The organism is Rhodopirellula sp. P2 (assembly GCF_028768465.1).
In the GTDB taxonomy this organism is placed as follows: Bacteria; Planctomycetota; Planctomycetia; order Pirellulales; family Pirellulaceae; genus Rhodopirellula.
This window is the reverse complement of the sequence record NZ_CP118225.1, coordinates 3,611,094-3,623,065: the sequence shown is the minus strand read 5'-3', so window position 1 is coordinate 3,623,065 and position 11,972 is coordinate 3,611,094. Positions and strand designations below refer to the sequence as shown.

Genomic DNA, 11,972 nt, shown 5'->3' with positions numbered 1-11,972 from the left:
TGGGACCTGTCTCGACGATGCCCGCGGCTTTAAGCTGGTTCTCATGAATGAAGCCATTCCTGAACCGAGCGATCTCCTTCTGCCCAACGACCCGACGCAATCACTGGACGTGATTGCGGTGGGGGCTCACCCGGACGATGTTGAATCAGCCTGTGGTGGCACGCTGGCCAAAATGGTCCGCCAGGGTTATCGCGTTGGCATCATCGATTTGACGGATGGTGAACCGACGCCCCATTGCCCCGACGTCAAAACTCGGATGGCAGAATCGGTCCAAGCGGCCCAGTGCCTGGGCGTTCACGCGCGAGTCCAATTGAACCTTCCCAACCGAATTCTGATGGACGGGTTTGTCCCGCGAATCGCGTTGGCTCGCCAGTTCCGTCGATTTCGTCCTCGGATCGTGATCGGGTTCGGGCAAAAAACGCCCATGGCTTCTCCAGACCATTGGCAAGCGATGCAGATCACCGATGCAGCGGTGTTTTACAGTCGACTGTGTCGTTGGGACGAACACTTTGACGGCGTTGCCGTCCACGCGGTGGCTCGCCAACTCTACTTTCGATTGGCATTCGAATCCGATGTGATGCCCGGTGAGTCCCACCATCTGATCGTTGACATCGGCGATTGCTTGGAACAGAAACTGGCCTCGATCACGGCTTATGAGAGTCAGTTCGCCCACAAACCGAAAATTACCGACCGTGTGCGTGCCGCCGCGTTGGTGACCGGCTCGCAAGCCGGATGTTGGGCCGGAGAGGCATTTGCATCGGCTCACCCGTATTCCGTCAGCGACCTGGTCAAAACGGTCATGAACCTCTGATTCGAAGCCTCCCGCAGTCGTCTTCGGTGGCTGGTCCTGTTCGATCCAGCGGTGGTTTGTCACAATCGCGACCTTGGATGGTGAACCCCACGTCGCGAAAATCGGTCGTGGGTATCGCTGAAGCCCTCGATCCACTCACCGACAACTGCTTTCATGACGCGTCGTCTGCTCGTTACCGCTGCCTTGCCCTACGCCAACGGCCCGATCCACATCGGCCACCTGGTGGAATACCTGCAAACCGACATTTGGGTCCGGTTTCAGAAACTGCGTGGCAATCGTTGCTTGTACATCTGCGCCGACGACACGCACGGCACCGCGATCATGATTCGGGCCCGCAGCGAAGGCCGGTCCGAAATTGAATTGATCGAAGAAACCAGCGAAGCTCACCAGCGTGATTTCGCGGGTTTTGGAATTGAATTCGACCACTACGGCAGCACCAACAGCGAAGAAAACCGAACGATTTGCCATCAAATCTGGCAATCTCTCCGGGACGCGGGCTTGGTGGTCCAACGAAGCGTCGAGCAACTCTACGATCCAGAAGCCGAGACCTTTCTGGCCGACCGATTCGTTCGCGGAACGTGCCCGAAATGTGGCACGCCCAACCAAGCCGGTGACAATTGCAATTGCGGGCACACCTACAGCCCCACTGAATTGATCGACCCGGTCAGCACGCTCAGCGGTGCCACGCCAATCCTCAAAGAAGCCGAACACCTGTTCGTTGAATTGGAAAAGCTGCACGGGTTCCTCTCCGAATGGGTCTCGAACTCCGGCGCCCTGCAATCGGAAACCGCCAACTACCTGAAGGGGCACTTCCTGGCGGAAGAACTTCGCGACTGGGACATCAGTCGCCCCGCTCCCTACTTTGGATTCGAAATCCCCGACGCTCCCGGCAACTACTGGTATGTCTGGTTCGACGCGCCAATCGGCTACATCGCCAGCACGCAACAGTGGTGCAATGCCAACGATGAAAACCTGGCCGATTGGTGGCAGAGCGACGACTGCGAAGTCCACCACTTCATCGGCAAGGACATCACGTATTTCCACACGCTGTTTTGGCCTGGGATGTTGAAGACGGCCGGGTTCTCCCTGCCAACCAAAGTTCACATCCATGGCTTCCTGAATGTGAACGGCAAAAAGATGTCCAAGAGTGAAGGCACCTTCGTCAAAGCCGAAACATTCTTGAAACACATTGATCCCTCCGCGCTGCGTTACTTCTACGCCACCAAGCTGTCGTCGCGAGTCGAAGACTTGGACTTGGGAGTCGACGAGTTTGTCGAGAAAGTCAACTCCGACCTGGTCGGCAAGGTGGTCAACTTGGCCAGTCGCGTCGGCAAGTTCGCCAGCCGAACCGGTTTGTCACCGTCCTACCCCGACGACGGTGGACTGTTCCAGTCCGCGGCTGCGAAAGGCGATGAGATCGCGTCCGCTTACGAGGACGGTGAATATTCCAAAGCGATGCGTTTGATCATGGAATTGGCCGACGCGGCCAACCCCTTTGTCGAACATGCCAAACCATGGGAAATGAACAAAGATGCCGAGCGACAAGACGAACTGCGAGACGTTTGCACGGTCGCACTGAATCTGTTTCGACAACTGGCCGTTTACTTGGCCCCAGTCCTTCCCGAACTGGCAAAAAAATGTGGCGACTTGCTCGGGGAACCGATCACGTCGTGGGAACAAAGTCAAACGCCACTGACTGATCGTGGCGTCAACAAATTTCAACGTATGATGGACCGTGTCAAACTCGAGGATCTCGAAGCCATGATGGAAGAAAGCAAAGACGAAGCGGCTCAAGAAAATGAAGTCGCCGCCGCCAACCCGTTCAACGACAGCGATCAACCGCTCAAAGATGAACCGCTCGCGGATGAAATCACAATCGATGAGTTCATGAAGGTGGACCTGCGGGTCGCTCGTGTGCTGTCCGCCGAACACGTGCCAGAAGCCAACAAGCTTCTGAAACTGACACTCGGTTTGGGCGGCGACGAAACTCGCCAGGTCTTCGCCGGCATCAAAGCCGCTTACGACCCCGAAAAACTGGTCGGACGTCTGGTCGTGATGGTTGCCAACCTGAAACCGCGAAAGATGCGGTTTGGTTTGAGCGAAGGCATGGTCACCGCTGCCGGTCCCGGCGGCGAAGAAGTCTTCGTGCTTGGCATCGATGACGGCGCCTTGCCCGGCCAACGCGTGCACTGAGCCACCACGTGGCCTAGGTCTCTAGCATGTAGGATGGGCACTCTTGCCCGTCAGAGTCGGCCAAGACCACCCATCACAACCCGACGCGTGAGTTTTGAAGTTGCGCTTTTGCAATCGGTATTGTTGGCCAACGGCCTTCGTCATCGCAGCCTGGGGCATCGCCCCAGGGATCGAGATGGAGGGAAATTGGTTGGCCAACGGCCAACATCAACCCACACGTTTTGAATTGAATTTGGCCGTTGGCCAAAATGGGGCCGTGCTTTACTGCTCCAGGGGCGATGCCCCTGGCTATGTTGAAAAAGGCCGTTGGCCATTGACGGATAAAACGCAACTTCAAAGAGCGTGAGCGAGGGACTCCCACGACGGCCCCATCCGGGACGACCGTTTGTTTTCCGGCATCGGTCTCTCGGGGCTTCCGCCCCGAGCGAAGCATGACGGCCCCATCCGGGGCGAAACTCAGACGCCAGCCACCAATCATTATTCGAACGTCCCCTGGTAAGGTCGAGCGAAGCGAGGGGAGGGTGACGCAATGCCGATCCCACCTCTGTCACTCAAACGCCCGCGTCCCTCAGGACTGACAGCCAGTGAAAATTTCCGCGATGAAAATTCTCATTGTGCATTGCCACTTCGAACGCGGCGGCGTCACCCAGGTGGTCGACAATCACGTTCACTGCCTGCATGAATCCGATGACATTGACGAAGTCGCTTTGGTCAGCGGCCCCCGTCAATCCGGACTGCAAGAAGCGACTCGATCGTCCGCTTCCCTGTGGACGATCCCATCCTTGGAATACGACTCGCTGCGAGATTCTTCGCGGAACGTTCAGCAACAAGCCGAACAAACGGCTCGCGAATTGGACGAGCAATGCCAACGCGCGGGCTGGACTCGCGAGCAGACGGTCATCCACTGGCACAATCACAGCCTCGGCAAAAACGCGGCCGCTCCGCTGGTGATCCAGCGTTTGGCCACGCTGGGTTATTCATGTCTGATGCAAATCCATGATTTTGCCGAAGACCAACGCCCCCAAAACTGGGCGTGCCTCAAGGCAGCCCATGGATGCGATCGAGCCCAGGACCTCGACAGAATTTTGTACCCGCACGGCGAACGGCTGTCCTACGCGACGTTGACAACCGGCGACGCAGAAACGCTGGCTCAATTTGGAATCCCGCCAGCCCGCATCGATCTGCTGCCCAACAGCGTTCGCCTCCCAAGCGATGAGCTGCCTGATTTCGAAACGGCAACACGGAAAATCTCGCAAGCCTTTGAGTTGCCAACGGATTTCCGCTGGATGCTCTATCCCGTTCGCGGTATCCGCCGCAAAAACCTCGGCGAATTTCTGTTGCTGTGCCAGCTGGCTGGTCGCCCGACCGTGGGCGCGATGACGCTGGCGCCCGACACCCCGATGGAAAGAAGATCCTACGAACGTTGGCGAACGGTTGCAGAGCAAAGCGTCGACAACGTCGTCTTTGATGCCGGCCATCACGAAGGCATCCAGTTCGTCGACAATCTGTCGGCCGCCAGCGTGGTGGTTTCGTCCAGCGTGGCGGAAGGATTTGGGATGGTTTTCCTCGAACCCTGGCTCGCCTCACGCCGTGTCGTTGCCAGAAACCTGCCGGGAGTGACCAGCGATTTCATGGACCAAGGCATGCACCTGGATCAGCTCTATGACGTCGTCATGATTCCCGGATCGACGGCCTGGCTGGGCGAAGCTGAATGTCAGTTCGCGGAAGCAAAGGTGAAGGCCTGGAAGGGAGTTCGATGCCAGCCCGATCTGGCTCCACCGCCACCCTCCGTCGCCGCACCCTCCGTCGCCGCACCCTCCGTCGCCGCATCCCCCGGCCACCGATGCGACTGGATTGATTTCGCGAGACTGTCGCCGGCGTTGCAGGTGGAGGTGATCCACCGCTTCGCCACCGACGCTGGGTTTGCAAAAGAAGTCCGGCAACGCAATGCGGCGTTGTGCGACGCTCTGGTGACGGCCAGCGATCCCGCCATGATCGCTCACAATCGAAACATCGTTGCGACGAAGTACGGGGCCGAAAACCAGAGGCAGCAATTGCTGAACGCTTATCGAAAAGCACTCCGCAACCAAAGCAGCCCTGATTCAGGTTCCGAAAACGACCAAACCATGTTGGATTTGGTCGAACATTCGCGGCCGTTTTATCCGTGCCGCGTTGAACAACTGGACGGCGCGTCTTAGCGGCGGTTGCCGCTCGAACGCTGAGCCATCTGCTTGCCCTTGGGGCGAACCAAGAAGACCTTCGGATCATCGACGATAAACGAAGTGCTCCAACGACGTCCATCATCGGCACTGCAGATGTTGTAGAAGAACGTCCGCATCCGTTCCGCTTCGTACCCGTAGGGGAACTGGCTGGTGATGTAGTCTTCTTCGGTCAGGTCATCAACACCGGGCGACGCATAGTAGTGCACCATGCCGTCGGGTGTGACGCTCATTCCCAACGTCCACCATCCCGTGGTGGTGATTTGTGGACCACGGAAATCGGCTCCACGTTGGTTGCTACGAACTCGAAGGTAAGCGTAGTCGTCGCTGCGACTTCGGCTGTCAGCCTTGCTTTCGAATTCGATGAACAAACCTGGCCAGTAGATCTCGTTGCCCATCTCTTTGCGTTTGAGCTTGAACAGCCCAATTTCTTTTTCGACCATCGCCGTCGTTTCGAGCGCCAAGCGGAATCCAAAGTGGGGTCCGCTGCGTTGTTCCCACTCAGCCACTGGTGGCAAGAAAACTCGCGTCGTGACACTGGGGACCTCGGACACATCGATGCGGCGTTTCAGTCGGTACTGAACATTCGCGATGAAGTCATCTTGGTGCATCGTTCCACTGGCATTGCCGGGAATCCCCGTGAACTTGCTCCGCATCAGCAGAGCGCCTTGGCTGCCGGGCAAACCGCCGGTTGGCGTGGCGACTCGCTCGACCACGTCCGGGTGGCCTCGCTTGATGCCTTCGTACCAACGACCGTTGGTGCTCTTTCCCATGGGCGAACGTTGATTTTCATCAATGTCCTCGGTGCTCTTGGGATTGTTCGGCACATAACGCCACGACTCGTCTTCGAAGTCATCAGCGACGCCAACGAGTTCGGTCCCGGTTCCGGGAACGACCGGACGCTGTGCCTCGGCTGTGCCAGCCCCCCAAACACTCATCCAAACTGCGACGCCAGCGACGAAGGCAAATTGCCAACGACGCGCCACCGGCTCCTGATTTTCCACCGGCTCCACAGTTCGCAGTGCGAAAAGGCCGACCCAACGGTTGGTGTTGCTCTGCATGGCTACTTCCGTCACTTCCGTTCCCAAAGGATTGAAATGGACATGGATCGCGGCCTGAACGACGGTGTCGTGGGCGAAACGATGATCCATGACGGAGGCCCCCCTCCAACCGGAACAATCGGCACATTTTGACCGGCACTCCAATCGATCCGGTTGGTCCAGGGAAACTTTTGCACCAGTCAGCCCGCAACCACTGGAACCGGTGAGGGCTGGAATCGTCAGAATCGTTCTGACTGGCACAAGCGATCACGCTTCCCAGGGGACTGCCCCAGAACCCCGGATTCCTGGACCGAATTGCTCGAAATTCGCAGGAACGGGACTATGGTTACCTGTGTCAGAGGGACGCCGTCTGCACCATGATTCACCCAAATATTAAGCGTCCCCCCGTGCGAGGCGTGGTCGGTTCTTCGGAGCCGGCCTCGCCTTTTTTTATGCCCCGACGCATTTCGCGTCTGCGGCACGCCCCTCCCAGTGCCCGCCGGATACGCGAGCGGGCTGGCAAGACCTCCCAACGCCTTCGCCAGGGCTCCAAATGCTCTGTCATTCGGGATTTTCGTTGACGGGAGACGGTCAGTCGGTGAATAATAGACGTTCGCGAAACGTTCGCGTTTCGATCCTATTCGGCCGTGCTCTTCTCTCCGAAGGTGTTCCTTTGCGACACGCCACTACGACCTCGTCCCCGTCCAAGTCATCTGGCCCAATTGCTGCCATTGCGCAAATTGACTCGCCGCAGATGGATTCAGCGAACGGGGGCCAGGCTTCCAACCATCAACGCGCCCAACGGATTTGGATCCTGTGTCTGGTCATGGTGTTGTGTTGGCTGCTCAGCGGAATCGCAACCGCTCAGCAATACGAAGTCATCGAGCTGCCCGCAGCTGCGGTGACACCTGAAAGAATCTCAGGGTACGAGCGTGCCGCGAAAACGCTGGCGACGTCTCGCAAACCAGAGCAACTGACGGCTGATTTGAAGAGAAACGCGATGATCTACATCGAGCACATCGTGCCCTACACGATCGTCCGCAAGGAAAACCTGACCAAGATGGGACCGATGTTGGTGTCGCTCGAAAAATCACTTTCGGGAGCCCAGCGAATCAACAACCCCGGCAAGACGGATCTCCTGAAGTACATCTACAACGGGATGACAAAGGTCGCCAAGGGCAACCACATCCCAGCTGCTCGTATCAACGCCGTTTTGGTTCTGGGACGACTCGACAGTGCTCCGTATGACGGAGCCACAGGTCGTCCGCCAACTCCTTTGGCTGCTGCCTACCCAGCCCTGTTCGACACACTGGTGGGACTCTACGAAAACGAAGAAGAAGTCGATGGCGTTCGAGCGGCTGCCCTGCAGTCCCTTCACCGAACAGCGATGTACGGCTTTCCTTCCCTGACGGCCGAGAACAAAGCCAAACTGACCCAGTTGATGACCGACTTGCTGGACGCACCTGCCCCCGCAGATCGTGACCCCAAGGCACATGCTTACTTGCAACGTTTCGCGGTCGACATCCTGCACTACGTCAGCACACCGCAAGACACCACGCTCGGCAAGCAGTTGATTTCCATCAGCACCAACGAAGAACAACCCGACTTGATCGCGCTGTACTCCGCCTCACAACTGGGCGACATGACCACTCAGTTGAAAGGGCAAGTCGCCGACACCGAGGGTGTTCTGAAGAGCTGGTCTCGTCGCGCATTTGACACGGTTGAATCTGAACTGAAACGGCTGAAAGCTCTCGACCGAACCAGCGCAATGCCCGTCAAGCAACCACCAAGTCCAGACACTTTCTTGGGTGTCAAAGAAGACAAGAAGAAAAAGAAGGACAAGAGCCGCACCGGTGGTGCCATGATGGGCGGTGGCATGGGAATGGATGATGCCATGATGGGCGGCATGGGCATGGACAGCATGATGGATGGCATGGACATGGGGATGGGGATGGACGGCATGGGCATGGACGACATGATGGGCGGCATGGGCATGGGCGGAATGGGAATGATGGGACGCATGCCTGCCGCAAAACCTCAGCCGCCTGAAGTTTCGCTCTCCCGACGTCGAATCACTTCGGTGCTGCAACAATTGCTCCGCGGAGCGGTTGGCTCACCTCTGGCAGAAATCCCAGACACCCCTGCAGGCCTGATCTCCGCCGCATCTGAGGAAGACCAAAAAGTCTTGACCTCCTGGGTCGATGACGTACGTCCGATCGCGGAGGCCATCAACGATGACCTGCTGGATGACAAAAAGAAGTGGATGGAATCACTGGAAGAACAACGTGTCGCCCTGGCCAAACTGGCTGGTGTCGAACTCTCGGACGGAGAGGAAGACGCCGATCAAGATGACCGACGCCCTGGTGGTTTGCCAATGTTTGGCTTGCCAGGCAATCAACCCGCTGGTCTTCCGGGTGACCTTCCTGCCGGCATGCCTGCTGCTGATGCACCCAATGCGGGATTGCCAGCGGACGATCTACCAGGAGCAAACTGACACCCCGTTGTCAGCAAGATGGTTCAATCGCGAGCTGAATGACACACTGCTCACCGATCTCGGTGAGCATGGAATTTCGCCCCTCCGTGCTCTCCACCTCCCTCCTTTCGGAGGGACATCGATTGGATGAGTGATGGCTTTGCGAGGTAGGCCGGATCAAGCCGCGTCGGCGCTGCTCCGGCAGATGAGCCCCTCCAATCGACGTCCCTTGACCCTCAAGACGTCCCTTGACCTTCAAAACGGACGCATCGGGGTCCCACCGAGCCGAATGGATCTCAAGTCTGCAAACGGATCTTGAGCGATTTCTCTTTGGTGTTCCAATGGCGGCACGCCTCCGGCGCCTCCCACGCGTGCGGTTTGTCAGCCTGCAGCGTCTCTTCTCGCACTCTCTTCCGACAATGGATTTGGAATATGAATCGATCTGCTTCCCTGTTGTGTCCCCTGCGTCCGCTCCACCGCATGCTCGTTCCATTGGCATTGCTGTTGTTGGCTGGGCCGGTCCAATTGGCAGGCGGGGTTCTGGGGACGGTTTCGACCTGCGCCGCGGGGGACTGGCTGCAGTGGCGAGGCCCCGAGGGCAACAACCACGCACCGGCTGATTCAGACGCTCCCATCCGCTGGGATTTGGAACGAAGCGAAAATGTCATTTGGAAAACCGCGATTCCGGGTCGCGGGCATTCGTCGCCCATCGTTGTCGGGGAGCATATTTTCTTGACCACGGCGGTGGCCGAAGATGAAACCCAGCGCCTGATCAAATGCAATCGTTCCGATGGACGGATGGTCGACAACTGGATCATTCACCGCGGGACGCTGCCCGAGCGAATCCACTCAAACAATTCGTTTGCCTCCCCCAGCCCCGCCTCGGACGGTCAAAACATTTACGTTTCATTCCACACCGATGACGCGATCGTCGTGACCTCGTTGAATCTGGAAGGCAAACAAAACTGGCAGAGGAAAGTCGCGGAGTTTCGCCCTTCGCAATTCCAATTTGGGTATGGAGCCAGCCCGATTCTGGTGGATGGCTTGCTGGTCGTCGCAGCAGAATACGACGGCCCTGAAAGCTGTCTCGCGGCCTTGGACACTCAAACCGGCCGCGACATTTGGCGAGTTGCCCGGCCGTCCAATCTGAACTTTGCCACGCCCATCGCGGCGACGATTGGGGGCCAGCCGATGGTGCTGATCTCGGGGGCCGACATGATCAATGCCTACGATCCCGTCACTGGCAAAGAACTCTGGGGCGTGGACACGGCGACCGAGGCGATCTGTGGCACCGTCGTCTGGGACGATCGCCGCGTCATCACCAGCGGCGGCAATCCCAGATCCGGCACCTGGTGCATCTTGGGCGATGGCAGCTCCAAGAGTGTGCAGTGGGAAAACAACGTCCAGTGTTACGAGCAGTCGCTGCTGACCATCCCCAACTACGTGTTCGCCGTCGCGGACACGGGCGTTGCCTACTGCTGGCGGACCATGGACGGCAAACAAATGTGGCGAACACGTTTGTTCGGCGGTGGCATCAGTGCCTCACCGTTGTTGGTCGATGATCGCATCTATGTGGCGGCCGAGGACGGCACCGTCTTCGTCTACCAAGCCAGCCAGGATCGATTCGAATTGAAAGCGGAAAACAAAACCGGCGACTCTCTTTTCGCCACGCCGGTCCCCCACGACGATCGGCTGCTGATTCGAACCGGGGTTGGGCAAGGAGATCAACGGCAAGAGTACTTGATCTCGGTTGGCCTTCGCTGATCTCGCCAGCTCGCTGGCATTGACCAGCGGACGACTTTTCCGGTCAGGCAATTTATTCTCAAGAAAACGATTCCGCTGACCGATCCATGAGTTATGCCACATTCGGATTGCCATGATCGTCGCCTTTGGATCGCCAGCTCGCTGACGCGATGCTTGCTGGTCGGATTGCTGGCTTGCACCAGCGGATGCGTGGCTCTCGGCGTCCCCAGCGAGCGGACCCACGACCCCGACGATCATGGCGGATTGCTTGGCGATTGGCGTCGCGGACGGCCTCACACCGCCGCTCAGCACACCCAGAGCCTGATTGAAGACGGTGCCGTGATTGTCCCCACCGACGGGCATGGGGTCATGTGTGACCGCACCGGAACACCTCACCATGGTGCCCCCGGACAGGTCGGATCGGGGGTGATGGATGGAGCCCTGCCGATGGACTTGGATCCCATCACCGGCGGCGTTCACTCCGAGCCAGAAGAGCCACCCAAGGTACCCTGGCCCCGGTTCCATCCCGTCCCGACACGCCCCGTCTTTGGTGGCGGCTTGGTTGCCGATCCGCACGCGGGAATCTAGGCTTGGCGGCAGAATTCCCTGAGACCTGTTTCGTCCGCCCATTTCGACGCTGATCCGACATCCATGACGCCTCTGCAAAACCTGTTTGAATCGCTGCGTGGTCAGAACCGCAAAGCCTTGATGCCGTTTTTGACGACCGGCGACCCGAACATTGACACCACGGAAGCGGTCGTCGCAGCGGCGCGCCGCGCCGGTGCCGATCTCTGCGAAATCGGAGTCCCCTACAGCGATCCCATCGCCGACGGACCGGTGATCCAGGCCTCTTACCAACGGGCTCTCGACGCGGGGTTCAAGCTGCAACACGTCTGGGATCTCGGCCAGCATTTGACCGACAACGCCGATGTTGCCGCGATGCCACGCGTGACGATGGTCAGCTATTCGATCATCTACCGAATCGGAATGGCCAAGTACGTCGAGCAGGCCATGCAAGCTGGCTATTGCGGCGCGATCGTGCCTGATTTGTTGGTGGAAGAAGCGGACGAGTTCAGCAAGGTTTGCCAGGAAAAAGGTTTCGACCTGATCCAGCTTGTCACACCCACCACGACGAGAGACCGCCAATGCCGCATCGCGGAACTGTCCAGCGGTTTCCTGTACTACGTTTCCGTCACGGGAATCACTGGCGAGCGAACCGCGTTGCCGGCCGATTTGGTTGACAATGTGGGCTGGCTCCGTGAACAAACCGAACTGCCGATCTGCATCGGGTTCGGAATCAGCGGTCCTGAAACCGCAGCCCAACTGGCGCCTGTTTCCGATGGCTTGATCGTTGGCTCCGCGATTGTCCGGCGAGTTGCCGCGGCGGTGGCCCAGGCGAACGAATCGGGAACGGACCCCGTCAAAGCGGCCGCCGACGAAGCGGGCGAGTTCTGCCGTTCCCTGCGATCCGCGATCGACGCTGCGTAAACGTT

General features: G+C 58.4%; 8 protein-coding genes. 7 read left to right on the top strand and 1 reads right to left on the bottom strand.

The annotated features are described in order from the left end of the window. The first annotated feature begins 43 nt into the window (after window positions 1-43). The 3 genes from PSR62_RS12865 to PSR62_RS12855 all read left to right on the top strand — a co-directional run bounded on the left by PSR62_RS12865 (window position 44) and on the right by PSR62_RS12855 (window position 5,202). A complete protein-coding gene (locus PSR62_RS12865; protein WP_274408164.1) occupies window positions 44-811 on the top strand; it encodes a PIG-L family deacetylase in 768 nt (255 codons plus the stop codon). A 153-nt stretch (window positions 812-964) separates the two neighbouring features. Next, the gene (metG, locus tag PSR62_RS12860) at window positions 965-3,004 is read left to right on the top strand and encodes a methionine--tRNA ligase (protein ID WP_274408163.1); all 2,040 of its coding nucleotides are present in this window, start codon (window positions 965-967) and stop codon (window positions 3,002-3,004) included. Window positions 3,005-3,603: 599 nt separating this feature from the next. Continuing rightward, the gene (locus PSR62_RS12855) at window positions 3,604-5,202 is read left to right on the top strand and encodes a hypothetical protein (protein ID WP_274408162.1); all 1,599 of its coding nucleotides are present in this window, start codon (window positions 3,604-3,606) and stop codon (window positions 5,200-5,202) included. Here the strand turns inward: PSR62_RS12855 and PSR62_RS12850 are convergent. Further along, on the bottom strand, window positions 5,199-6,374 hold the full coding sequence (locus PSR62_RS12850) for a hypothetical protein (protein WP_274408161.1): 1,176 nt from the start codon (window positions 6,372-6,374) through the stop codon (window positions 5,199-5,201). The two genes, PSR62_RS12855 and PSR62_RS12850, sit on opposite strands and share 4 nt — an antisense overlap. Window positions 6,375-7,017: 643 nt before the next feature. On the opposite strand from PSR62_RS12850, the gene PSR62_RS12845 reads away from it, so the two are divergent. From PSR62_RS12845 to trpA, 4 genes are all read left to right on the top strand, one after another. Further along, window positions 7,018-8,757, top strand: coding sequence for a hypothetical protein (locus PSR62_RS12845; protein WP_274408159.1), 1,740 nt, complete (start codon window positions 7,018-7,020; stop codon window positions 8,755-8,757). A gap of 411 nt (window positions 8,758-9,168) precedes the next feature. Continuing rightward, complete coding sequence (locus PSR62_RS12840) at window positions 9,169-10,500, top strand: outer membrane protein assembly factor BamB family protein (protein ID WP_274408158.1); 1,332 nt, start codon at window positions 9,169-9,171, stop codon at window positions 10,498-10,500. 93 nt (window positions 10,501-10,593) lie between these two features. Further along, window positions 10,594-11,067, top strand: a complete 474-nt coding sequence (locus tag PSR62_RS12835) for a hypothetical protein (RefSeq protein ID WP_274408157.1) — start codon at window positions 10,594-10,596, stop codon at window positions 11,065-11,067. Window positions 11,068-11,130: 63 nt separating this feature from the next. Beyond that, the gene (gene trpA / locus PSR62_RS12830) at window positions 11,131-11,967 is read left to right on the top strand and encodes a tryptophan synthase subunit alpha (RefSeq protein WP_274408155.1); all 837 of its coding nucleotides are present in this window, start codon (window positions 11,131-11,133) and stop codon (window positions 11,965-11,967) included. Window positions 11,968-11,972: the final 5 nt, after the last annotated feature.

Bases quoted from the DNA above. Each gene is read 5' to 3' on its own strand.
- PSR62_RS12865 (WP_274408164.1), top strand. From the start codon at position 44: ATGAATGAAGCCATTCCTGAACCGAGCGATCTCCTTCTGCCCAACGAC.
- metG (WP_274408163.1), top strand. From the start codon at position 965: ATGACGCGTCGTCTGCTCGTTACCGCTGCCTTGCCCTACGCCAACGGC.
- PSR62_RS12855 (WP_274408162.1), top strand. From the start codon at position 3,604: ATGAAAATTCTCATTGTGCATTGCCACTTCGAACGCGGCGGCGTCACC.
- PSR62_RS12850 (WP_274408161.1), bottom strand. From the start codon at position 6,374: ATGGATCATCGTTTCGCCCACGACACCGTCGTTCAGGCCGCGATCCAT.
- PSR62_RS12845 (WP_274408159.1), top strand. From the start codon at position 7,018: ATGGATTCAGCGAACGGGGGCCAGGCTTCCAACCATCAACGCGCCCAA.
- PSR62_RS12840 (WP_274408158.1), top strand. From the start codon at position 9,169: ATGAATCGATCTGCTTCCCTGTTGTGTCCCCTGCGTCCGCTCCACCGC.
- PSR62_RS12835 (WP_274408157.1), top strand. From the start codon at position 10,594: ATGCCACATTCGGATTGCCATGATCGTCGCCTTTGGATCGCCAGCTCG.
- trpA (WP_274408155.1), top strand. From the start codon at position 11,131: ATGACGCCTCTGCAAAACCTGTTTGAATCGCTGCGTGGTCAGAACCGC.